Below are 22,446 nucleotides of genomic sequence, written 5' to 3'. Positions count from 1 at the left end.
TCCAGCGCCCCCCAGCGGCTGTCCACCCTGATCGACCACATCACCTCGGCCGTGCCCAACGCCGACGTGTTCGTCGCCACCATCATCCCGCTGTCGAACTCCGGCCAGGAGAACTCCGTCCGCACCTTCAACGCGGCCATCCCCGGCATCGTCCAGAGCAAGGTCAGCAGCGGCAAGCACGTCCACCTGGTCGACATGCACAGCAAGCTCACCACCGGCGACCTGATCGACGGCATCCACCCCACCGCCAACGGCTACGACAAGATGGCCGCCGCCTGGTACACGGCTCTGCAGTCGGTCCCCGGCAGCATCAGCCAGGGCACCCCGACGCCGACCCCGACCCCCACTCCCACGCCGACCCCCACGCCGACCCCGACGCCGACTCCGACTCCGACGCCCACTCCCACGCCGACCCCCACCCCGACTCCGGGCGGGAAGTCGTGTTCGGCCGCGTACTCCATCACCGGGCAGTGGACCGGCGGCTTCCAGGCGGCGGTGACGGTCACGGCGGGCGGCGCGCCCATCTCGTCGTGGACGGTCGGCTGGCAGTTCGGCAACGGCCAGACGGTCACCCAGAGCTGGAGCGCCACGATCAGCGCCAGCGGATCGCAGGTCACCGCCCGCAACGTGGACTACAACGGCTCGCTGGGCGCCGGCGCCACCGCGCAGTTCGGATTCCTCGGCACCTGGAACGGCACCAACAGCGTGCCCGTGCTGACCTGCACCGCGAACTGACCCACGCCGCGACGGAGCCATCGGCGTCTTCCGACGGAGGAGAACAGCGTGAAACGAAAGCTCTTGGCCATGCTGGCCGCCGCCCTACCTCTGGCGCTCGCGAGCATGCTCATGGCGATGTGGCCCGCCTCGGCCGCGTCGCTGACCCGGGTGACCGGTTTCGGTAACAACCCGACCAATCTGAACATGTACATCTACGTGCCCAACAATGTCGCCGCACGGCCGGCGTTGCTGGTGCTGGTGCACTACTGCAGCGGCTCGGCCAGCGGCATCTTCAACGGCAACGGGCACGACTTCGTCACCGCGGCCGACCGCTACGGCTACATCATCGTCCTGCCCGAGGCCACCCGCAGCGGCTCGTGCTTCGACGTCTCCACCCCGGCGGCGCTCAAGCGCAACGGCGGCAGCGACTCCACCGGCATCATGTCGATGGTCGCCTACGCCCGCCAGCGCTACAACATCGACCCCGGCCGCATCGCGGTCAGCGGATTCTCCTCCGGCGCCATGATGACCAACGTCCTGGCCGCCCAGTACCCCGACGTCTTCACCGCCGCCTCCGCCTACTCCGGCGTCCCCGCCGGCTGCTTCGCCACCACCAACGGCTCACTATGGAACAGCCAGTGCTCCGGCGGCCAGCTCATCAAGACCGCCCAGCAATGGGGCGACCAGGCCCGCGCCATGTACCCCGGCTACACCGGCCGCTACCCCCGCATCCAACTGTGGCACGGCACCACCGACACCACCCTCGCCTACCCCAACTACGGCGAGGAGATCAAACAATGGACCAACCTCAACGGACTCAGCCAAACCCCCGCCTACACCGACCACCCCCAGTCCACCTGGACCCGCACCCGATACGGCGGCACCGGCAACCAGGCCCCCGTCGAAGGAATCAGCATCAGCGGCGTCGGCCACCAACTCCCCATGACCGGCCAACTCGCCTACGCCATCACCTTCCTCGGCCTCGACGGAACCTCCACCAACCCCACCCCCACACCGACCCCCACGCCCACCCCGACGCCCACCCCGACCCCCACGCCCACGCCCACTCCTACGCCCACTCCTACGCCCACGCCGAGCGGCGGACCGGAGGCCTGCCGCGTCAGCGACACGGTCAGCGCGTGGAACACCGGGCTGACGGAGAGCATCACCATCACCAACACCGGCTCCTCCGCCGTCAACGGCTGGTCGCTGGCCTTCACCCTTCCGGGCGGGCAGACGATCACCTCCGGATGGAACGCCACCTACACCCCCACCAGCGGCCAGGTCACGGCGAAGAACGTCGACTACAACGGCTCGCTGGCACCCGGTGCCTCCACCACCATCGGCTTCCAGGCCACCCACACCGGTAACAGCGGCGCTCCCACCGCCTTCACCCTCAACGGCGCGACCTGCTCGGTTTCCTGAGCAATCCGGAGGCGTTCCCCGGACCCGGAAGGCGCAGGACGACCTGCGTCCCCCGGACTCCGGGGGACGCCTCCGGCGTCATTCGAGCGTCGCCGCCCGCCCTCCGGGGCCGCGGATGCCGTCGAGGACGAGCTGGAGATGGCGTCGCCAGTCGCGGTGGCCGCCCGGTTTGAAGTACATCGTCGAGATGACGCCGCTGGCCACGACGGTGAAGTCGGCCAGGGTGAGGTCGGCGCGCACCTGGCCGGAGGCCACGGCGCGGTCGATGACGCGGGTGACGGCCGCGGCGAACTCGGCCTTCTGCCGTCCGATGCGCTCCCATTCGAGGTCGTCGGAGCCCATCAGCGCCAGTTGGAAGGCCGCGTCGCCGTCGGCGGCCTCCAGGTAGCCGCGCAGCATCGCCTCGAAGGCGTCTCCGGGGTCGGTGATCTGCTCGGCGGCGCGCGCCAGGTCCGCCATACCGTGGAACCGCTCGCCGACCATCGCGATGAGCAGCGCCTGCTTGTTGGGGAAGTGGCGGTAGAGGGTTCCCATGCCCAGGCCGGCGCGGGCCGCGATGTCCTCCATCTGGGCCTCGCGCCCGTGCCGGGCGAACAGCTCGCCGGCGGCGGCCATGATCCGCTCACGGTTGCGGCGCGCGTCGGCGCGCAGGGGTCGTTCGATCTCAGTCATCGCTCACACGTCTCGGTCGCCGCTTGACAACCGGAATCTTAGTTCCGTAACGTGCGTGGCGCTAACAGGAAGAGTAGTTCCGGTTCCGTTAAGCCCACAGTGAGGTCGGATATTTCATGATCGTCATAACCACTCCCACCGGCCAGATCGGCCGCGAGGTCCTCCGGAACGTCCTGGACGGCCCAGAGCCGATCCGGGTCATCGCCCGCGACCCGTCCCGCCTCTCCCCCCAGGTGCGCGAACGCGTCGAGATCGTGCAGGGATCGGCGGACGACGCCGGCGTCGTCGACAAGGCGCTCACGGGCGCTGACACCGTGTTCTGGGTTCTCCCCCCGAACCCCCGCGCCGAGAGCCTCCCGGCCCACGTCCTGGACTTCGTCCGGCCGCTGTGCGACGCGATCGGCCGTCAGGACGTCAAGCGGGTGATCGGCGTCTCCAGCCTGGGCCGAGGAACGGCGAGGAAGGCCGGGCAGATATCCGCGATCTTCGCCATGGACCATCTGGTCGAGAGCATGGGGGTGAGCTACCGCTCACTGTGCCCGCCGGGGTTCATGGAGAACATGCTCAGGCAGGTCGCGCCGATCAGGGACCGGGGCGTGTTCTCCCTCGCGATCTCCGGCGATCGCAGGGTCCCGATCTGCGCCACCCGCGACATCGCCGCAGTCGCGGCGGACCTGCTGCTCGACGGCTCCTGGACCGGGCAGGAGAGCGTGCCGATCCACGGCCCCGAGGACCTGTCCCACGATGACATGGCACAGATCATGTCCGAGGTGCTGCGACGGCCGATCCGCTACCAGCAGGTGACCGGCGAGGAGTACAAGGCCACCCTGATCCGGTACGGCGCGACCGAGGCGTGCGCCCAGGGCATCGTCGACATGTCCGCCGCGGTCGACCAGGGCCTCTACGACACCGACCCCCGCACCCCCCGGTCCACCAGCCCCACCACCTTCCGCCAATGGTGCGAGGACACCCTCAAGCCCGCCGTCCTCGCCTGAGACCGAACGACGAATCCCCCGGGCGGCGCACCCCGCGCCGCCGGGGGTGTCGGGTCAGTCGCCGAGGAGGGCGTCGGTGAAGACCTCGGGGTCGAAGGGAGCGAGGTCGTCGGGGCCCTCGCCGAGGCCGACGAGCTTCACCGGGACGCCCAGCTCGCGCTGGACGGAGATCACGATGCCGCCCTTGGCCGTGCCGTCGAGCTTGGTCAGCACGATGCCGGTGATGTTGACCGCCTCGGCGAAGACCTGGGCCTGGCGCATGCCGTTCTGGCCGGTGGTGGCGTCGAGGACCAGCAGGACCTCGTCGACCGTGGCCTTCTTCTCGATGACGCGCTTGACCTTGCCGAGCTCGTCCATCAGGCCGGTCTTGGTGTGCAGGCGGCCCGCCGTGTCGACGATGACCGTGTCGACCTTGTCCTCGATGCCCTTGGACACCGCGTCGAAGGCGACGGAGGCCGGGTCGGCGCCCTCGTCCTTGCGGACGACCTCGGCGCCGACGCGCTCGCCCCAGGTCTGGAGCTGGTCGGCGGCGGCGGCCCGGAAGGTGTCGGCGGCGCCCAGCAGCACCTTGCGGCCGTCGCCGATCAGCGCGCGGGCGAGCTTGCCGGTGGTCGTGGTCTTGCCGGTGCCGTTGACCCCGACGACGAGCACGACCGCCGGCCGCTCACCGTGCGGGGCGGTGTGCAGCGTACGGTCCATGTCGGGGTTGATCAGGGCGAGGAGCTGCTCGCGCAGCAGGCTGCGCGCCTCGTCGTGGCTGCGCGAGCCGAGGACCTTGACCTTGGTGCGCAGCTCTTCGACCATCGTGCGCGTGGGGCTCACGCCCACGTCGGCGGTGATGAGCGTGTCCTCGATCTCGTCCCAGACCTCGTCGTCCAGGCGGTCGCGCGACAGCAGCTCGAGCAGGCCCTTGCCGAGCGTGCTCTGCGAGCGGGCGAGCCTGGCCCGCAGCCGCACCATGCGGCCGGCGGACGGGGGCGGGATCTCGATGGCCGGCGCGGGCGGCGCGACGGGTTCGGCCGGCTTGACCGGCGGCGGGACGGTGGTCGTAAGGGTGTCGTCCTCGATGACACCGGTGGCCGGAGGCCGCCTCTCCTCCGGGATCGTCGGCGCCTCCGGCGGCGCGACGGGCGGAGCGTGCCTCTGGCTCGGGCGGAACAACAGGAACATCCCGCCCGCCGCGAGCAACGCGACGACGATGACGATCAGAATGATGCCGAGGTACCCATCCACAAGAAGTCAGTTTTCCAGACGGGCGGCCATGCTCACGCCCCGGCTTGCCCGCGCCGCGCCGGTTGCACCGATATGAAGCCTTCGACGGCCCTCATCCCCACCCCCTCCACGCGGCGCTTCCCCATCCCTGTGCCCGCGCGCCCCCTCGACCTGGTACCCGAGCCGACGACCAGGGGCTACCCCCGAAGGCATCGTCGCCTTTCACGTCCGCCAGCAGGCGAAAGACGATCGAACCGTCGACGACCAGGCTCACCGGCGCCCCTCGCGCATTGTCGCGCGGACGAAGTCGGGTTCGTAGGGCACGGGTTCATCTGCGGCGATCTTGGCCATCACCTCGTCTGGCGTTGGCGTGGCCGCTTCCTCGTTCAACGGTCAAGCCGGTTCGCGTTCGCGGAGGCGCTGGCTGACGACCTGGGTGACGCCGTCGCCGCGCATGCTGACGCCGTAGAGGGCGTCGGCGATCTCCATGGTGCGCTTCTGGTGGGTGATGACGATGAGCTGGGAGCTCTGCCGCAGCTCCTCGAACAGGGTGAGCAGCCGCTGGGTGTTGGTGTCGTCCAGCGCCGCCTCGACCTCGTCCATGACGTAGAACGGCGACGGCCGCGCCTTGAAGATCGAGATGAGGAACGCCACGGCGGTCAGCGAGCGCTCGCCGCCCGACAGCAGGGACAGTCGCTTGACCTTCTTGCCCGGCGGCCTGGCCTCGACGTCGACGCCGGTGGTCAGCATGTCGGAGGGGTCGGTCAGCAGCAGGCGCCCCTCGCCGCCGGGGAAGACCCGGGTGAAGATGGTCTCGAACTCGCGGGCGACGTCCTCGTAGGCGGCCGTGAAGACCTGCTCGACCCGCTCGTCGACCTCCTTGACCACGGTGAGCAGGTCGCGCCGGGTCTTGCGCAGGTCTTCGAGCTGGGAGTTGAGGAAGGCGTGCCGCTCCTCCAGCGCCGCGAACTCCTCCAGCGCCAGCGGGTTGACCTTGCCGAGCTGGGCCATCTGCCTGTCGGCGACGCGGGCGCGCTTCTCCTGCTCCTCGCGGACGTAGGGCACCGGCTCGCCGTCGCCGACCGGCACAGGCTGCTCGGGGCCGTACTCGGAGATCAGGGCGTCCATCTCGACGCCGTACTCCTCCATGGCGCGCTGCTCCATCTGCTCAAGGCGCAGCCGCTGCTCGGTGCGGGCCACCTCGTTGCCGTGAGCCCGGTTGACCAGCTTGTCCAGCTCGGACGCCAGCTCGCGCACCCGGACGCGCACCGCCTTGAGCTCGGCGTCGATCTCGCCGCGCGCCCGCTCGGCGTCCTCGCGCTCGTCGGCGGCCAGGGTCAGGGAGGTCTCCAGCACCCCGAGCGCGCGGGCCGCGCCCCGGACGACGGCCTCGGCCACCTGGGCCTGGGCGCGGCGGCGCTCGCGCAGCGCGGCGGCCCCGGCCCGCTCGTGGCGCTCGCGCTCGGCCGCTCTCATGAGCTGGTCGGCGCGGCCGGCGATGCCGCGGACGCGCTCCTCGGCCGTGCGGACGGTCAGGCGGGCCTCCATCTCGGCCTGCCGGGTGACGTCGCGGACCCCGGCCAGCTCGTCGCGGGTCTCGGTGGTCGGCTCCGCGGCCAGCTCGTCGGCGTACTCGGCCTCGGCCAGGCGCTCCTCCAGCTCGACGACGCCGGCGAGGTCGCGGTCGCGCGCCTGCTCGGCGGCGGCGACGCTGCGGGCCAGCCGGTCGCACTCGTCGCCGGCGGCCCTGGCGGCGGCGTCGAGCTGGGCCAGGCGCCTTGCCGCGAGGGCGACCCGCTGGTCGGCCTCGCGCTGCCTGGCCCGCACGCGGTCGAGCTCGCCCTGCGCGGCGTTCACGCCGGCCTGGGCGGTGTTGACGCCGGTCTGCGCCTGCGCGGCGCGCGCCTGGACGGCCTCCACGGCCTGCTGGGCGGCGCGCTCGGCCTCGGCGGCGCGTTCGAGCTCGCCCGCGGCGCTCTCGGCGGTGGCGCGGGCCTGCTCGAGATCGGCGACGGCCTGGTCGAGGGCGGCGCGCACCTGGAGGGCCGAGCCCGCGCCGGCGCCCGAGCCGCCGTGCGCGAAGAACGCGCCCACCAGGTCGCCCGACCAGGTGACGGCCCGGACGTCGGGGCGCTGCTCGACGAGCTTCCTGGCCACCGGCACGTCCTCGGCGACGACCACGCCGGCCAGCAGGCTCTCGACGGCGGGGCGGAAGGCGTCGGACACGCTCACCAGGTCGCAGACCCACTCGGCGTCCTCCACGGGCGCGGGCCTCGCCACGGCGGCATCGGACGCGACGACCAGCGCCGCCCGGCCGGCGTCCTCGGCCCGCAGCAGCTCCACCGCGTCCACGACGGTGGACAGCGACTCCACCGCGACGGCCTCGGCGGCGGCGCCCAGCACGGCGGCCACGGCCACCTCGGCTCCCGGCCGCACGGTCATCATCGCGGCGAGCGGCCCGAGCACTCCGGACAGGCCGGCGGCCATCAGCGCCGCGCCGCCGTCGGCGCCCCCGGCGAGACCCATGCGCAGGGCCTCCCCGCGGGCCTCCAGGGCGGCGATCGCCCGCTGGGCCTCCTGGTCGGCGGCCCGCGCCGCCCCGACGGCCGCGCGGGCCTCCGCCAGGGCCCTGCGCGGGGTCTCGGCGGCGGCCTTGGCCTCCTCGACGGCGGCCCGGGCCTCCTCCACCGCGGCCTTGGCCTCCTCGACGCCCTGCTGTGCGCGCGCCAGCTCGTCGGCGAGGGCGGGGTCGGCGGCGGGCTCGGCCTCCTGCTGCGCGTCGTGCTCCTCGCGGGCCCGCTCGCTCCTCTGACGGGCCTCCCCCAGGGCCTTGGCCAGGCGCCCGATCTCCTCCTCGGCGGCCCTGGCGCGGCCCCGCACGGCGGCCACCTCGCCGCGCAGCCTGGCCAGGCTCTCGCGGCGGTCGGCGGCCTCGCGCGCGGCGGCGGCCAGGCGGCGCTCCTCGACGGCCAGAGCGCTCTCGGCCTCACCGCGCCGCCAGACGGCCTGTTCGAGGATCTCCTCGGCCTGCTCGAGCTCGGCCTTGAGCGCCTCCTCGCGCTCGCGCACCTCGGCGGCCTCGCGCTCGTACTCCTCGGGGTCACGCCCGCGCCGCTCGATGGAGGCGGCCTCGACGGCGTGGCGGTGCCGCTCGGCGGCCAGCGTCTCCACACTGTGGAAGCGCTCCTTGAGCGCGGCCAGGCGGTAGTAGGTCTCCTGGGCGACGGCGAGGCGCGGCTGGGCGGCGCTCTCGGCGGCCTCCAGCTCGGCCTCGCGGCCCTGCCCCTGTTCGAGGCCGGCCTCCACCTCGGCGCGCCTGGCGCGGACGGCGGCCTCGTCGGCGGCCTCACGGTGGAGGTGGTCGCGCAGGCGGACGACGTCGTCGGCCAGCAGGCGCAGCCGCGCGTCGCGAAGGTCGGCCTGGATGACGGCGGCCTTGCGGGCGATCTCGGCCTGGCGGCCCAGCGGCTTGAGCTGGCGGCGCAGCTCGGCCGCGAGGTCCTGCACGCGGGTGAGGTTGGCCTGCATGGCGTCCAGCTTGCGCAGCGCCTTCTCTTTGCGCTTGCGGTGCTTCAGGACGCCCGCGGCCTCCTCGATGAACGCCCTGCGCTCCTCGGGGCCGGCGTGCAGGACGGTGTCGAGCTGGCCCTGGCCGACGATGACGTGCATCTCGCGGCCGATGCCGGAGTCCGACAGCAGCTCCTGGATGTCCAGCAGCCGGCAGGTGTCGCCGTTGATGGCGTACTCGCTCTGGCCGGAGCGGAACATCAGCCGGCTGATCGTGACCTCGGTGTAGTCGATCGGGAGCGCGCCGTCGGTGTTGTCGATGGTCAGCGTCACCTCGGCGCGCCCCAGTGGAGGCCGCGAGGAGGTGCCGGCGAAGATGACGTCCTCCATCTTGCCGCCGCGCAGGGACTTGGCGCTGTGCTCGCCCATGACCCAGGCGAGGGCGTCCACGACGTTGGACTTGCCCGACCCGTTGGGGCCGACGACGGCGGTGATGCCGGGTTCGAACTTCAGGGCGGTGGCGGAGGCGAAGGACTTGAAGCCGCGCAGCGTGAGGTTCTTGAGATACACGCGCGCCGACCTCCCCGTTCCGCTCGGGGACCGCCTGCCTGCCTCCCGGGTCCCTTCCGCTCTTCGGGGCACACTACCGGCTCGGGACGCCCTCGGGTGTGCTCACCGGGTATGCGGCCTGCAACGGAGCACGCGGAACGGGCGCGCGCAGCGCCGAGCCGGGCGAGTGCCGGGCCGGGCCGGTGCCGGGCACGCGAGGATGCCGGACCGGGCGGGGCCGGCCGCCGCCGGAGGTGTGCGGCCGGGCGAGGCCGGCCACGCGAAGGCCGGAAAATGACAAGGGACGCCTTTGCGGGGCGTCCCTGACAGTGTGTTGCCGTCCGTACCGAACCTCAGGTGAGGGCCGGCTCGCGATCTTGCAGGCGAGAGAACGCCTCATCTCGCGACTGGGCCGCGAGAGCGTCGTTCTGGGCCTGGAGCCTTGTGAGCTCTGCCTCCAGATCCCGGATTCGCTGCTGGAGACGGCGCATTTCCGAGACCATTCGAGGGTCGAGACCGCCGACGTGGCCGAGTAGAGCCTTCGCCATGGTTAAGGGTCCTCCACGCTGAGTGACCAAACTGGTTCGCGCACTTCTTGCCGCGGGAGGGGTGCGCGTGTTTCCTATCAAGAGTCGCACCGGCAATGGAGGCGGTCAAGTTGAACGCTCTCCATGAATGCGCCAATGGGCACTCCCGACATGTAAATATACCGCATTTAGGGGGTTTAAGGGAAGCGCCTACCGCTCCACGAATCCACCAAAACCCCCGCGAACCGGTGACCAGCGCTCCACCACGGTATCTACCCGCCCCGGGGTGTCACCACCCCTGAGCAGGGCGAGAAGCTTCTCACAGGCCTCGCGCGGTCCCTCGGCGACGACCTCGACCCTGCCGTCGGCAAGGTTCGACGCCGACCCGACCAACCCCAGCTCAAGAGCCCGGGACCGCGTCCACCAGCGGAAACCCACCCCCTGCACGCGACCGCGCACCCATGCGTTGAGACGGATGTCACTTGCGCCGGGCGCGGCGTCCCCGCTCATGTCGCCACCCGGGGTTGACAACGGGGGCAACTGTAGGAGGACCTGTTCATGAAAGCCTCCCGGACGACCGGTGCGCCACAGCGGGGGCACGGCTCGCCCTCCCGGCCGTACACGTTGAGCGACCGGTCGAAGTAGCCGCTCTCGCCGTTGACGTTGACGTACAGGCTATCGAAGGACGTGCCGCCCTGGCCGAGGGCCTCGGTCATCACCGCGCGCGCGGCCGCCAGCAGCTCTTCGACCTTGCGCCGGCTCAGCGACCGCGTGGGCACGCCGCCGTGCAGCCCCGCCCGCCACAGCGCCTCGTCGGCGTAGATGTTGCCCACCCCGCTGATCAGCGACTGGTCCAGCAGCGCCCGCTTGACCTCGGTCTGCCGGGTGGCGAGCCGCATGGCGAACATCTCCTCGTCGAACGCCTCCTCCAGCGGATCGGGCGCGATGTGCGCGATCGGCTCGGGGACCGGCCGCTCCAGCGGCAGCAGAGGAGCCACCAGCACGTGGCCGAAGGTGCGCTGGTCGACGAACCTCAGCTCGGGGCCGCCGTCGGAGAACCCCAGGCGCACCCGCAGGTGCTTCTCCAGCGGCGAGCCCGGGTCGACCACCAGCAGCTGGCCGCTCATGCCCAGGTGCGCCAGCAGCGCCTCGGACGCGCCATGCCGGGCCTCTCCCGCCGGACCGGCTTGAGGAAGATCCGCTCCGGCGTCTCCGCTGTCCTGCGGGAGATCCGCAGAGCCGCCCACCGGGGCCTCGGAGCCGTTCAGCGCCTCGGCCAGGGGCAGCCACAGGTATTTGCCCCGCCGCTCTGCCGAGACCAGCGTGCGGCCCGCCAGCCGCCCGGCGAACTCGGCAGAACCGGGAGCGTGCCTGCGGATCGCGCGAGGATGCAGGACCTCGGCGAAGGCGATCGTGCGCCCGGCGACCCAGCGTTCCAGCCCGCGCCGGACGACCTCGACTTCCGGCAGCTCCGGCATGGGTCAGCTGGCCTTCTTGTCCCGGGCGTCGGCGGCCGCGCGTATGGCGTTCCAGGCGGCCTCCGCGGCCTGCTGCTCGGCCTCCTTCTTGCTGCGCCCCGCGCCCGACCCGTACTCCTGGCCGCCGACCTTGACGATCGCGGTGAACGACTTGGCGTGGTCGGGCCCGCTCTCGTCCACGTGGTACTCGGGCACGCCCAGCATCTCGGCGGCGGTGAGCTCCTGCAGGGAGGTCTTCCAGTCGAGGCCCGCGCCGAGCGAGGCCGACCGCTTGATCAGCGGGTCGAACAGCAGGTGGACCACACGGAACGCCTCGTCCAGCCCCTTGTCGACGTAGACGGCGCCGATGAGCGCCTCGAGGGTGTCGGCGAGGATCGAGGACTTGTCGCGCCCGCCGGTGCCCTCCTCACCCCGGCCGAGCCGGGTGAACCGGCCGAGGTCCAGGGCGCGCGCGACGTCGGCGAGGGCGCGCATGTTGACCACGGCCGCCCGCAGCTTGGCGAGCTGGCCCTCAGGAAGATCGGGATGCCCCCGGAACAGGGTGTCGGTGACCACCAGGCCCAGCACCGAGTCGCCGAGGAACTCAAGGCGCTCGTTGGTGGGCAGGCCACCGTTCTCGTACGCGTAGGAGCGGTGCGTCAGCGCCCGCTCAAGAAGCTGCTCGTCCAGCTTGACGTCCAGGACGCGCTCGAGCTCGTCCCTGGCGATCTCTACCGGTATGGGCTTCCCACCTGCGGCCACGTCTCCTCCTCGGACGGTGTCTCTCTGGCCGTCACGCAGCACGTCACGACCATGGTCGCGATGGCGGATGGAACGCGGGTGCCCGAAAACGTGGTGGACGCCGGGAGATTGCGGCAGCCCCGGCGCCCACCACGGCCGCGGGCGAACCGCCACCGCACGCCTTTGAACGGTGGACGGTCGTCCCGGCCGGATGCGGGGCATCCGGCCGGCTCACCGGCCACCGCAGGCGTGATCAGGCCGACGGCTCGATGACCTGTCGGCGGTTGTAGGTGCCGCAGGTCGGGCATGCCACGTGCGGCAGCTTCGGCGACCGGCACTGGTTGCAGCTCACGAGCGCCGGCGCGGCGGTCTTCCACTGCGCGCGGCGGGAGCGGGTGTTGCTCCGCGACATCTTCCGCTTGGGGACGGCCACGTCAACCCTCCTGGGTCTTGTTGTTCTCGATGTTCAGGCCCTGCAACGCCGCCCAGCGGGCGTCGGTCTTATCGTGCCGATGGTCTGGGCCGGCTTCCGCCAGCTTGACCCCACACTCCACGCAGAGACCGGGGCAGTCTTCACTACAGACCGGGCTCAACGGCAGTGCGAGCACCACCGCGTCGCGGAACGTCGGCTCGAGATCGAGGAGTTCACCGTCGAGGAGTGAGTCGTCCTCGGCGGCGTCTTCCGCCGAGTAGAAGAAGAGCTCCTGGAAGCCGACCTCGATCTGCGAGGTCAACGGATCCAGGCACCGCGAGCACTCGCCGGTGAGCGGGGCTCGCGCCGTGCCCGTGACGAGCACGCCTTCCATCACTGCCTCGAGCCGGATGTCCAGCTCGATCTCGGCGTCCACGGGGACGCCGATCATGCCGACGGTGAGATTCGCCGGAGCCGGGAGGGAACGGGAGGTCTCGCGCATGGACCCCGGCCGTCGTCCCAGATCATGGGTCGAAATCACCCAGGGGGCCCGGGGGTCGAGGCTATGCAGCGTCTTCCTGCTCTCTTGAGGCATGGCGAATCACCGCCGTCGTACAAGGCCGATGAGAAAGAATACCAGCACTCAGCCGCGGAGCCGTTCGACCAGCATCCGGTGCACCAGATCGGGCACGAGCCCCGAGACGTCCCCACCGTACCGGGCGATCTCCTTCAGCCTGCTCGACGACAGGAAGGAGTACTCGGGGTTGGTCGACATGAACAGCGTCTCCACGCCCGACATGCGGTAGTTGAGCTGGGCCATCTGCAGTTCGTAGTCGAAGTCGCTGACCGCGCGCAGGCCCTTGACGATCGTCGGGATGCCCTGCTGCTTGCAGAAGTCGACCAGCAGCCCGTAGAACTTCTCGACCCGCACGTTGCCGTACTCGCGGGTCACCTCCTCGAGCGTCGCGATGCGCTCGTCCACGGTGAACAGGCTCTTCTTCTCGACGTTGATCAGCACGGCGACGACGACCTCGTCATACAACCGGGACGTCCGGCCGATGATGTCGAGATGGCCGTTGGTGACGGGGTCGAACGACCCCGGACAGACGACGCGACGCAAGGCGTACCCCCAGTTTCACTGGTTCCCGGCGGCGCGACCGTACCAAACGGACGCTTCGCCATAGCGACGGACCCTCTCCTCGCTGAATCCCGAGGGCCAGACCAGGTCCTTCCCCCGCGACTCGCGCTCCACCGCGACCAGGGCGTCCGAAGCCAGCCAGCGGTTGTCGCGCAGCCGTTCAAGCACCTCGGCGACGGCCTCGTCCTTCACCGCGTACGGAGGGTCGGCGAACACGAAGTCGTACGGCTCGGCGCACGGGAGCGCCACGACGCGCTCGACCCGGTCGCCGGTCACGACCGCCCCCGGCAGGCCCAGCGCGGCGATGTTCTCCCTGATCGTGCGCACGGCCTTGACGTCGGACTCCACCAGCAGCGCGTGTGAGGCTCCCCGCGACAGCGCCTCCAGGCCCACCGCCCCGGACCCGGCGTACAGGTCGAGCACGCGGGCGCCGTCCAGCGGGCCGAGCAGGGAGCCGACGGTGGAGAACAGCCCCTCCCTGGCACGGTCGCTCGTCGGGCGGGTGCCACGGCCGGGGGGCACGGCGATGCGGCGCCCGCCGGCGGTTCCTGCGATGACTCGGGTCACCCGCCCATTCTCGCCGCAGCCCGAGCCGCTCCCGCACCGGCCGGGACACGCGGTACGCCCCCACGCCCACCGCGGCCACGCGCACGCCCACGCCCGCCAGAGCCGCGGGGCCGCGCCCGCCGGGGCCACGGGTACGCCCACGCCCGCCGGGGTCACAGGTACCCACGTCCGCCGGGGTCACGGGACGTCACACGCCCGCCGGGGCACGAGATGGGGCCCTCTGCCGGCCCGAGAGCCAAGGTCAAGAGTGGCCAAGTGTCGTCGACGAATGCGCAAGGGTCGTTCCGCACGGCGGCCTGAGCCCACATGATGAGTTCTGCGGCCTTCATGGTGACCCAGGGGAAGGCCGACCGGCGTGATCGTGAGCCCTTCCGCGCGCCGGTGCCCTCGGCACCTGACCCGAGGGTGGGCCCAGCCGGGGACGGCATTCGGGGGGAGGCCGTCCCAAGGCTGGGCCCTGGGTCATTTTTATGACCCAGGGCATCCCCCCGTCAGCACTGAATCCAGGACCGCGCCGCCGATCCCCTGCCAGAGTTCACCCACGCCACCGTGGCGGCGTGGCCGACGACCTCACGCGCCCCGGCTCCTCGCACGGTCCGCAGCCCCGCCTCCACCTCCACGCCCAATGCCCCGCACCCCTGCGGAGGCAGGCGAATGCCCCGCGCCCCCGCGAAAGCGCCGCCCCGCCGCCACAGGCTGCCCGATTTCACCCGTCGATGCGACTCTTCCTGTCGGCGCCGGGTCGGCGGGTCGTGGTACGGCGAAGCCGGCGCCACACTACGTCGAGCAACTTGGGCCGTTCACCCACCTCTGGTAGCGATCATGCCTTTTCGAGGTATTCGGCGCGGTCGTCGCCGAGGAGGCGGTCGATCTCGGCGCGGAGCGCCGGGTGGGCGGTCAGGTCGGGATCGGCGGACAGCAGCAGCCCGGCCTCCTCGCGGGCGTCCCTGATGACGTCCTCGTCGCGCAGCAGCCGCAGCATCTTCAGCGATGATTTGCGCCCGGACTGGGCCGCGCCCAGCACATCGCCCTCGCGCCGCTGCTCCAGGTCGACCCGGGACAGCTCGAACCCGTCGAGCGTGGCGGCGACCGCGTCGAGCCGCTCGCGGGCCGGGGTGCCCGCCGGGAAGTCGGTCACCAGCAGGCACAGGCCGGGCAGGCCGCCCCGGCCCACGCGCCCGCGCAGCTGGTGGAGCTGCGACACGCCGAACCGGTCGGCGTCCATGATCACCATGACGGAGGCATTGGGGACGTCCACGCCGACCTCGATCACCGTGGTGGCCACCAGGACGTCGACCTCGCCGCGCGTGAAGGCGCGCATCACGGCGTCCTTGTCCTCGGGAGGCAGCCGCCCGTGGAGCACCTCGACGCGCAGGCCGGCCAGCGGCCCGCCGGCCAGCAGCGGGGCGACCTCCATGACGGCCAGCGGCGGGCGGCGCTCGCCGTTCCCCTCCCCCGCCTCGGCGGCCTCGCTCAGCTCGGCGAGGTCACCGGGCTCGGCCAGGTCGCTCAGATCGCCCTCGTCGCCCTCCTGGTCGCCGATGCGGGGGCAGACGATGTAGGCCTGGCGGCCCAGGCCGACCTCCTCGCGGATGCGCTCCCAGGTGCGTTCGAGGAAGTGCGGCTTGTCGGCCGCGGGGACGACGTGCGTGGTGATCGGGGCCCGACCAGAGGGCAGCTGGCTGAGCGTCGAGACCTCCAGGTCGCCGAACACCGTCATGGCCACCGTGCGCGGGATCGGGGTGGCGGTCATCACCAGGACGTGCGGCCGTCCGCCGCCGGCCTTCTCGCGCAGCGCGTCACGCTGCTCGACGCCGAAGCGGTGCTGCTCGTCCACGACGACCAGGCCGAGGTCGGCGAACTGGACGTGCTCCTGGAGCAGGGCATGGGTGCCCACGACGACGCCCGCCGCGCCGGACGCGGCCTCCAGCAGGGCGGCGCGGCGGCCCGCCGCGCCCATGGAGCCGGTGAGCAGCGTCACCGCCGTGCCGCCGAACATGCCGCCGGTGCCGAGGTCGCCGAGCATGCGGACGATGGAGCGGTGGTGCTGCTGCGCCAGCACCTCGGTGGGGGCGAGCAACGCCGCCTGGCCGCCGGCGTCGACCACCTGGAGCATCGCCCGCAGCGCCACGACGGTCTTGCCCGCGCCCACCTCGCCCTGGAGCAGACGGTGCATCGGGTGCGCCAGCGCCAGCTCGGCCGCGATCTCTTCGCCGACGGCGACCTGGCCCTCGGTGAGCTGGAAGGGCAGCCGGCCGTCGAAGTCGGCGAGCAGCCCGTCGTCCCGGCTGGGCCGGGGGATGGCGGGCCACGCGGCGGCGGCCTGGCGGCGCTGGGCGAGCACGGCCTGCAGCATGAACGCCTCGTCGAACTTGAGCCTCTTGCGCGCCCTCGCCACGTCGCCCTGGTCGCGCGGCCGGTGGACGGCCTCCAGCGCCTCGGCCAGGCCCGGCAGCCGGTGGCGGGCGCGCAGGTCGTCGGGCAGCGGATCGGGGATCGGGCCCAGCGTGTCGAGCACGACGCCGATCGCCCTGCGGATCACCCACGAGGTGATGCCGCCCGCCGCCGGGTAGATCGGCACCGGCGCGGCGGCGAACTCGGCCGCCGAGGACGACGAGGACTCGACCTCCTCGAACGGCTCGAACTCGGGATTGCTGAGCTGCCACTTGGCCCGCTCGCCGTGCCCGAACCGCCCCACCTTGCCGGAGAACATCGCGCGGGTGCCGGGCTTGAGCCGGGTCTCCACCACGTGGGACATCTTGCCGAAGAAGGACAGATAGATCTTGTTGCGCCGCCCGTCGACGACCTCGACCTCCAGCCAGGTGCCCGACCGGTTGCGCATCGGCTTGCGCATGAGGCGGGAGACCTCGCCGACCACCGTGACGTGCTCGTCGACCTCCAGGGCGTCGAGCGCGGTGAGCTCGCCCCGCTCGGCGTAGCGCCGGGGGTAGTGGCGCAGGAGCTCGCCGACCGTGGTGATGTTGAGCGAGCCCTCGAGCGGCTTGGCCGTCTTTGGATCGAGCGCCTTGATGAGCGGCTCGTCGAAACGCGTCACGTCAACCAGTTGTACCGCTCCCGGCCGACAAGAACCCCCGCGAAGGCTTCACTCGACGCCGTACGCGCGGCGCGGCGCCCGTCGGCTCGGCCTGGCCGCCCGGGGCGCCGCGGCCGGGCCGGGCGGGCACGGGGGCGCCGCGCACGCCGGCCCGGCGGCCTACTCGACGCCGATGAGCAGCGGGTAGCCGCCCTGGCCGCCCTCGTGGACGACCGTCTCCAGGTCCGGCCGGGCCGAGGCCAGGTGCTCACGGACGGCCCGCGCGGGCCGATCGCCGTCCGCCCCCAGGATGAGCGTCACCAGCTCGCTGGCGGCCGACAGCATGCGGGAGGCGGTCGTGACGGCGACGGCCTCGACGTCGGAGCCGATCAGGGCCACGTCGCCGTCGATCACGCCGAGCACGTCGCCCGGACGGCACAGGCCGGCGCTGGTCATGGCCTCCCGGTCGGCCACCCAGACGTGCCCGTGGCGGGCGTGGCCGGCGCTGTCGGTCATCGCCACCACGTCGTCGTCGAAGCGCCGCAGCGGGTCGTGGACGGCCAGGGCCGCGAGCCCCTGGACGGTCGCCTTGGTGGGCAGCACGCTGACGACCACGCCCTCCTCGCGGGCGATCGCCGCCGCGCCCATGGCCACCGCGTTCACGCCGGTGTCGTTCGGCAGCACCGCGACCTCGGTGCCGGCCTGCCGGATCGCGTCCAGTACGGCCCCGAGCGCGGGACTCGAGCCGGGCTCGCGGCGCACCACCACGGCCCCGGCCCGCTCGAACAGGCGCGCGATGCCGTCGCCCGCCGCGACGGCCACCACGCCGCGCCCCTGGCCGCGCCGGGGAGCGTGCGCCGCAGCCTCCAGGTAGGCGATCTTGACGCGGTGCGGCCGCCCGGCCCGCATCCCCGCCTCGACGGCCGCCCCGGCGTCGTCCACGTGGACGTGCACGTTCCACAGGCCGTCCCCGCCGACGACCACCAGCGAGTCGCCGAGGCGGTCGAGCTCCTCGCGCAGCGCGGCGACGGCGGCCTCGTCCGCATCCAGGAGGAACATCACCTCGTAGCCGAACTCCTCGACGTGCCCGTGCTCGCCCGGCCCTACAGGGGTGAACCGCGCGGCCGGCGCGGGCACCTCGTACCGGCCGACATAGGAGTCGGTGATCACGGCGGCCAGGCTCTCCAGGACGACGGTCATCCCGGCGGCGCCCGCGTCGACCACCCCGTTGCGGGACAGCACGTCGAGCTGCTCGGTGGTGCGGCCGAGGGCGGCGCGCGCGGCGGACGCGGCGCTCCTGGCGACCTCCGCCAGCTCGCCGGCGGCGTCCAGGCCGTCCGCCGCCTCCTCCGCCTCCTGCGCGGCGCGGGCCGCCGCGCTCAGCACGCTCAGCACGGTGCCCTCCACCGGGCGCGCCACCGCGCTCCTGGCCAGCTCGGCCGCCCTGGCCAGCGCCTCGCGCAGGTCGCGGCCGACGCCCTTGGCGGGCTTGAGCACCTCGGCCATGCCGCGCAGGGCCTGGCTGACGATCACCCCCGAGTTCCCCCGCGCGCCGATGAGCGCGCCGTGCGCCAGCGTGCCCCAGGTGGTCTCGGCGTCCGCGTCGTGGGGCAGCCCGTCGAGCGCCTCGGCCGCCGACAGCATCGTCAGGTGCAGGTTCGTCCCGGTGTCGCCGTCGGGGACGGGGAAGACGTTCAGCGCGTCGATCTCGGCGCGGACCCTGCCGAGCGCCTCGGCGCACAACCCGGCCCAGCGGCGCACCGCGGCGGGGTCGAGGATCCGCAGCGACTCCCCGGCGTCGGCGGGCTGCGAAGGCATGGGGGGCTCCCTCCTGCGCGCGGCGAATCGACCCCGCGCGGCACGTCGCACGGTGGTTCGCGCGCGCGGGACCGCGCCGGCTCCGATGATGCGCTACGGTTGGTGATACGAGATTATCCCCGTTCGCCCGCCCCTCCGTTTGGTGAGCACCGGGCGACATCGGATACCCTCGTGTGGCCAGCCGGTAGTCCCGGCATGCCCGACCGCCGCTTCTACCTCGGTTTCGGGCCTATTGACTGATCTAAGGAGCGATGACCGTGGCTTCCGTCTGCGACGTTTGCGGCAAGGGGCCGACTTTCGGCAACAACATCTCGCACTCGCACCGCCGCACCCGCCGCCGCTGGAACCCCAACATCCAGCGTGTGCGCGCCATGGTCGGTAGCACGCCGAAGCGGCTGAACGTGTGCACCTCCTGCATCAAGGCGGGCAAGATCGCCCGCTAGCACCGGCTTCGATGGCCCGCCACCCACCATGGGTGGCGGGCCATCGCCGTTCCCGCACTCCCTCGACCAGCGCCCCTGCGGCTGCGACGCGCCTGACAAGGTCCAGCCGGGCGGCGTCCCCTGTGCCTGCCGGCGCGCACGGGCGCGTCCCCGCTACCCCGAGGCCAGCTGTTCGACGCCGCCCTGTGCCTGCGGGCGCGTCCTGCGGGGTGCACTACGGGCACGTCCTGAGACGGTCAGGCGAGTGAGCAGACGCTCCTGAGCCCGCCGGCGTGTCCCGAGGCGGTTCTGGGCGGGCGTGCAGGCGCCCCTACGCCCCAGGTGCGCCCTGAGAAGGTCAAAGGCAGTGAGCAGCGGCCGTCTATGTCGGCAGGCGCGTGTTGAGAGCCTCAAGGGAGCGGGCCAAACGCCGCGTGTGTCCCGGCGGGCGGGTTCTCGGCCAGATCAGGCCCGTGTGCCCCCGCGCCAGCGCCAGGCGTGGTCGACGGGGCCGATGCCCGCGCCCAGGGGGAACCCGTGAGCGATCGCGCCGGTGACGTACTCCTTCGCCTTGGCCACCGCACCGGGGACGTCCTCTCCCAGCGCCAGGTGGGAGGCGATGGCGGAGGCCAGCGTGCATCCGGTGCCGTGGGTGTGCCGGTTGTCGAGCCGTTCGGCGGAGAAGCGGTGCTCGGTGACGCCGTCGGTGAGCAGGTCGACCGGCCGGCCGGGCAGATGGCCGCCCTTGATCAGCGCCCAGGCGGGCCCGAGGGCCAGCACCGCCTCGGCGGCCGGCCGCAGGTCGTCCTCGTCCTCGACCTTGAACGAGGTGAGCTGCTCGACCTCCCACAGGTTCGGCGTCACCACGGTCGCCACCGGCAGCAGGCGCGAGGTCACCGTGTGGACCGCCTCGGGGGCGAGCAGCGGGTCGCCGTGCTTGGACACGCCGACGGGGTCCACGACCACGGGGACCTCCACGCCGGCGAGCACCTCGGCGACCACCTCGACCAGTCGAGGGGAGGCGAGCATGCCCGTTTTGACGGCCTGCGCGCCGATGTCGCCGAGCACCGAGTCGAGCTGCGCGCGCACCGCCTCGGGCGGCAGTTCCCAGTAGCCCTGCACGCCGAGGGAGTTCTGCGCGGTCACCGCCGCGATCACGCTCATGCCGTGGACGCCCAGCGCCAGCATGGTCTTCAGGTCGGCCTGGATGCCGGCGCCTCCGCCCGAGTCGGAGCCGGCGACCGTGAGCACGCGGGGAGGAGTCACGCGTCCATCAAACCAAACTCCCCCTCCGTCCCGGGGCCAGGAGGGGCCGCTATGCCGCTGGGAGCCCGCTGGAGGGGGGAGAGGAGGTGGCTTACTGGAGGGAGATTTCGGGGGCGACCTCGGAGGAGAAGGCGTCGTCGGTGCGGAGGCGGCAGCTGCCTCCGGTGAGCTGGCAGGTCTCCGGGGAGGCGGAGTCGCCGTCGGCGGTGAACGACACCACGACCGTCTCGCCCTCGCCCAGCGTCGCGGCCGAGGACAGCACCAGGAGGTCGCCCTTCTGCGTCCATTCCGCCCCGTCGGCGCCGGTCACCTCGCCGCCGACCGGCACACGGACACTCCAGCCGTCCAGCGCGGCCCCGGTGTTGGTGATCGTCAACCGGCCGGTGTACCCGGCGGGCGTCACCGCCGACACGCCGAAGTCGACGGCCACCCGGCCCGGCGCGACCAACGGGTCGGCGTCATCGGCCTCAGGCGTCGCTTCGGGCGAGGTGGTGATGTCGGTTTCCTCGGGGTCCGGCGTGGGGTCCGCGGTGTCCTCCTGCGGGCTCGGCCGCCCGGTGGGGGTCGTCCGGGTGCGCTCCGGCGTCGGCCGGGCCGAAGGCTGCGGCGTCCGGTGGGCGGGCGGACGGCTCGCGCCGGAGGTGGGCGCGGAGGAACGGCGGGACGACGAACTGGGCGACCCGGCGCTGGGGGAAGCGGACGCCTCGTCGGAGGGGGCGCCGGTGTCGGGCGTCTCGGTGTCGCTGGGCGGGGTGTCCTGCCGCTGTGGCTTGCCGGGGGCGATGGCCGCGCAGACCTGGCCCTTGGGGCAGTCCGGCGGCCGGACCAGGTCCACCTGGCCGGAGGACAGCTTGACGCCGATCACGGCGGTCGTGATGGCGGTGACCACGGCCACGGCCGACAGCGCCGCGAGGCGCCCCCTCCGGGCCTTCGGACGGTCCTCGCCGTCCTGGCCGCGCCGCCGGCCGCGCCTGCGGCCTCCGCCGTCGTGTGGACCTTCGGTGGCGGGACCGCCGGGACGCTCGTCACCGCCCGGCGCCAGCCCGACCCGCAGGACGTCATCCTCCGAACGCGGCCCCGGTCCCACGCGCGGAGAGGCGCCTTCCGAGCTCGGCCCCGGGCCGACGCGCGAAAGGTCGTCCTCCGACCTCGGCCACGGGCCGACGCGGGGAAAGTCGTCCTCGGAGCCGGCCCCGGGACCGGCCCTCAGGCCGTCGCCGGAACCGGCCGGGTAGCCGGCACGCAGCGTGTCCCCGCCGGCGGCGGACCAAGGCGACATCCGCGCCAGGTCCTCCCCGAAACCAGAGCGAGGCCCCCCGGCCGGCACGTCCTCACCGGGAAGCGGCCCAGGGACCACCCCCTGCATGTCCCCGGCGGGCGGCGGCGCGTGGGCCGTTCGCGGCGCGTCCTCGGCAGGACCGGCCGATTCCGGCTCGTCGCCCCAGGCGGTCGGCCAGGCGGGGGTGGGCACGGCGTCCCACGCACTGGACCTCGGCGGCTCGGCCTCCACGCCCGCACCCGCGGACGGCGACTCCTGCCACGCCGAGGGGCCCGCGGAGGAGGGCTCGGACCAGGCGGAGGGGCTAGGGGACGAGGGCTCCGGCCACACCGTGGCCCCTGTGGACGGCGGCCCGGACCAGGCCGAAGGAACAGGAGACGGTGGCTCAGGCCACGCCGAAGGGCCAGAGGACGGCGAGTCCGGCCACGCCGGGGCGCCCGTGGGCGGGGATTCGGTCCAGGTTGGGGTGCCAGGGCCCGGGGAGACGCCTGAGGCCGGTGGGGGCCAGGCGGGAGAGCCAGGGCCAGGGGAGGCGCCGGAGGCCGGTGTGGGCCAGGCCGGGGCGTTGGGGTCGTCGTCGGGCCAGGCGGCGGGGGCCAGCCATTCCTCGGTTCCCCGGTCGTCGTCGCGCCGGCCCGAGGCTCCGCGCTCGTCCGCCCCGTCGGGGTCGGACCCTCGGCCTCGCGATGACGTGTGGCGTCCCCGTCC

Annotated in this window: 19 protein-coding genes; 4 read left to right on the top strand and 15 right to left on the bottom strand. The window is 72.8% G+C overall.

What is annotated here, in order from left to right; all coding sequences use genetic code 11:
• The coding region (locus ABZT47_RS26670) for a cellulose binding domain-containing protein (RefSeq protein WP_354847527.1) at positions 1 to 735 on the top strand (735 nt) is incomplete at its 5' end.
• A 48-nt stretch (positions 736 to 783) separates the two neighbouring features.
• The gene (locus tag ABZT47_RS26665) at positions 784 to 2,142 is read left to right on the top strand and encodes a PHB depolymerase family esterase (RefSeq protein ID WP_354847524.1); all 1,359 of its coding nucleotides are present in this window, start codon (positions 784 to 786) and stop codon (positions 2,140 to 2,142) included.
• A gap of 78 nt (positions 2,143 to 2,220) precedes the next feature.
• Here the strand turns inward: ABZT47_RS26665 and ABZT47_RS26660 are convergent, their stop codons facing one another.
• Complete coding sequence (locus ABZT47_RS26660; protein ID WP_354847521.1) at positions 2,221 to 2,814, bottom strand: helix-turn-helix domain-containing protein; 594 nt, start codon at positions 2,812 to 2,814, stop codon at positions 2,221 to 2,223.
• Between the two features lie 116 nt (positions 2,815 to 2,930).
• Here ABZT47_RS26660 and ABZT47_RS26655 point away from each other — a divergent pair, with 116 nt between their 5' ends.
• A complete protein-coding gene (locus tag ABZT47_RS26655; protein WP_354847518.1) occupies positions 2,931 to 3,809 on the top strand; it encodes an NmrA family NAD(P)-binding protein in 879 nt (292 codons plus the stop codon).
• A 54-nt stretch (positions 3,810 to 3,863) separates the two neighbouring features.
• Here ABZT47_RS26655 and ftsY read toward each other — a convergent pair whose 3' ends face one another.
• The 12 genes from ftsY to ABZT47_RS26595 form a co-directional block, all read right to left on the bottom strand.
• Entirely contained in the window at positions 3,864 to 5,042 is a 1,179-nt protein-coding gene (gene ftsY, locus ABZT47_RS26650; RefSeq protein WP_354847515.1) for a signal recognition particle-docking protein FtsY, read from the bottom strand.
• Positions 5,043 to 5,414: 372 nt separating this feature from the next.
• Entirely contained in the window at positions 5,415 to 9,098 is a 3,684-nt protein-coding gene (smc, locus tag ABZT47_RS26645) for a chromosome segregation protein SMC (RefSeq protein WP_354847512.1), read from the bottom strand.
• 332 nt (positions 9,099 to 9,430) lie between these two features.
• Complete coding sequence (locus ABZT47_RS26640; protein ID WP_248958190.1) at positions 9,431 to 9,625, bottom strand: hypothetical protein; 195 nt, start codon at positions 9,623 to 9,625, stop codon at positions 9,431 to 9,433.
• Positions 9,626 to 9,814: 189 nt separating this feature from the next.
• On the bottom strand, positions 9,815 to 10,114 hold the full coding sequence (locus ABZT47_RS26635) for an acylphosphatase (protein WP_354847509.1): 300 nt from the start codon (positions 10,112 to 10,114) through the stop codon (positions 9,815 to 9,817).
• The gene (mutM, locus tag ABZT47_RS26630; RefSeq protein WP_354847506.1) at positions 10,111 to 11,082 is read right to left on the bottom strand and encodes a bifunctional DNA-formamidopyrimidine glycosylase/DNA-(apurinic or apyrimidinic site) lyase; all 972 of its coding nucleotides are present in this window, start codon (positions 11,080 to 11,082) and stop codon (positions 10,111 to 10,113) included. Before mutM ends, ABZT47_RS26635 begins: the two co-directional genes overlap by 4 nt.
• Before the next feature lie 3 nt (positions 11,083 to 11,085).
• Positions 11,086 to 11,802 (bottom strand): ribonuclease III, encoded by a 717-nt coding sequence (gene rnc, locus ABZT47_RS26625; RefSeq protein WP_354847549.1) that lies wholly within the window; start codon positions 11,800 to 11,802, stop codon positions 11,086 to 11,088.
• A gap of 253 nt (positions 11,803 to 12,055) precedes the next feature.
• Positions 12,056 to 12,235, bottom strand: coding sequence for a 50S ribosomal protein L32 (gene rpmF / locus ABZT47_RS26620; RefSeq protein ID WP_189161846.1), 180 nt, complete (start codon positions 12,233 to 12,235; stop codon positions 12,056 to 12,058).
• Position 12,236: 1 nt separating this feature from the next.
• A complete protein-coding gene (locus ABZT47_RS26615) occupies positions 12,237 to 12,809 on the bottom strand; it encodes a YceD family protein (protein ID WP_354847503.1) in 573 nt (190 codons plus the stop codon).
• Between the two features lie 48 nt (positions 12,810 to 12,857).
• Positions 12,858 to 13,334 carry a pantetheine-phosphate adenylyltransferase gene (gene coaD / locus ABZT47_RS26610; protein WP_354847500.1) on the bottom strand — a complete coding sequence of 159 codons (477 nt, stop codon included), beginning with the start codon at positions 13,332 to 13,334 and terminating at the stop codon, positions 12,858 to 12,860.
• 15 nt (positions 13,335 to 13,349) lie between these two features.
• The gene (rsmD, locus tag ABZT47_RS26605; protein WP_354847497.1) at positions 13,350 to 13,919 is read right to left on the bottom strand and encodes a 16S rRNA (guanine(966)-N(2))-methyltransferase RsmD; all 570 of its coding nucleotides are present in this window, start codon (positions 13,917 to 13,919) and stop codon (positions 13,350 to 13,352) included.
• 820 nt (positions 13,920 to 14,739) lie between these two features.
• Positions 14,740 to 16,974: an ATP-dependent DNA helicase RecG gene (gene recG / locus ABZT47_RS26600; protein WP_354847494.1), complete on the bottom strand. Its 2,235-nt coding sequence runs from the start codon at positions 16,972 to 16,974 to the stop codon at positions 14,740 to 14,742.
• Between the two features lie 159 nt (positions 16,975 to 17,133).
• Positions 17,134 to 18,771: a DAK2 domain-containing protein gene (locus tag ABZT47_RS26595; RefSeq protein WP_354847491.1), complete on the bottom strand. Its 1,638-nt coding sequence runs from the start codon at positions 18,769 to 18,771 to the stop codon at positions 17,134 to 17,136.
• Positions 18,772 to 19,028: 257 nt separating this feature from the next.
• Between ABZT47_RS26595 and rpmB the strand changes: the two genes are divergently transcribed.
• Positions 19,029 to 19,214, top strand: a complete 186-nt coding sequence (gene rpmB / locus ABZT47_RS26590) for a 50S ribosomal protein L28 (RefSeq protein WP_354847547.1) — start codon at positions 19,029 to 19,031, stop codon at positions 19,212 to 19,214.
• A gap of 444 nt (positions 19,215 to 19,658) precedes the next feature.
• Here rpmB and thiD read toward each other — a convergent pair whose 3' ends face one another.
• Positions 19,659 to 20,459, bottom strand: a complete 801-nt coding sequence (thiD, locus tag ABZT47_RS26585; protein WP_354847488.1) for a bifunctional hydroxymethylpyrimidine kinase/phosphomethylpyrimidine kinase — start codon at positions 20,457 to 20,459, stop codon at positions 19,659 to 19,661.
• A gap of 91 nt (positions 20,460 to 20,550) precedes the next feature.
• Positions 20,551 to 21,738: a cellulose binding domain-containing protein gene (locus ABZT47_RS26580; protein ID WP_354847485.1), complete on the bottom strand. Its 1,188-nt coding sequence runs from the start codon at positions 21,736 to 21,738 to the stop codon at positions 20,551 to 20,553.
• Positions 21,739 to 22,446 lie beyond the last annotated feature (708 nt).

The sequence above is a fragment of the Sphaerisporangium sp. NPDC005289 genome, from assembly GCF_040607455.1.
Classification (GTDB): domain Bacteria; phylum Actinomycetota; class Actinomycetes; order Streptosporangiales; family Streptosporangiaceae; genus Sphaerisporangium; species Sphaerisporangium rhizosphaerae.
The sequence above is the reverse complement of the archived record's forward strand: the minus strand, read 5'-3'. Positions and strand labels throughout refer to the sequence as shown.

Coding starts and splice junctions, on each gene's coding strand:
- ABZT47_RS26660 (WP_354847521.1), bottom strand. CDS start 2,814: ATGACTGAGATCGAACGACCCCTGCGCGCCGACGCGCGCCGCAACCGT.
- ABZT47_RS26655 (WP_354847518.1), top strand. CDS start 2,931: ATGATCGTCATAACCACTCCCACCGGCCAGATCGGCCGCGAGGTCCTC.
- ABZT47_RS26640 (WP_248958190.1), bottom strand. CDS start 9,625: ATGGCGAAGGCTCTACTCGGCCACGTCGGCGGTCTCGACCCTCGAATG.
- ABZT47_RS26635 (WP_354847509.1), bottom strand. CDS start 10,114: ATGAGCGGGGACGCCGCGCCCGGCGCAAGTGACATCCGTCTCAACGCA.
- mutM (WP_354847506.1), bottom strand. CDS start 11,082: ATGCCGGAGCTGCCGGAAGTCGAGGTCGTCCGGCGCGGGCTGGAACGC.
- ABZT47_RS26615 (WP_354847503.1), bottom strand. CDS start 12,809: ATGCCTCAAGAGAGCAGGAAGACGCTGCATAGCCTCGACCCCCGGGCC.
- ABZT47_RS26595 (WP_354847491.1), bottom strand. CDS start 18,771: ATGCCTTCGCAGCCCGCCGACGCCGGGGAGTCGCTGCGGATCCTCGAC.
- ABZT47_RS26580 (WP_354847485.1), bottom strand. CDS start 21,738: ATGTCGCCTTGGTCCGCCGCCGGCGGGGACACGCTGCGTGCCGGCTAC.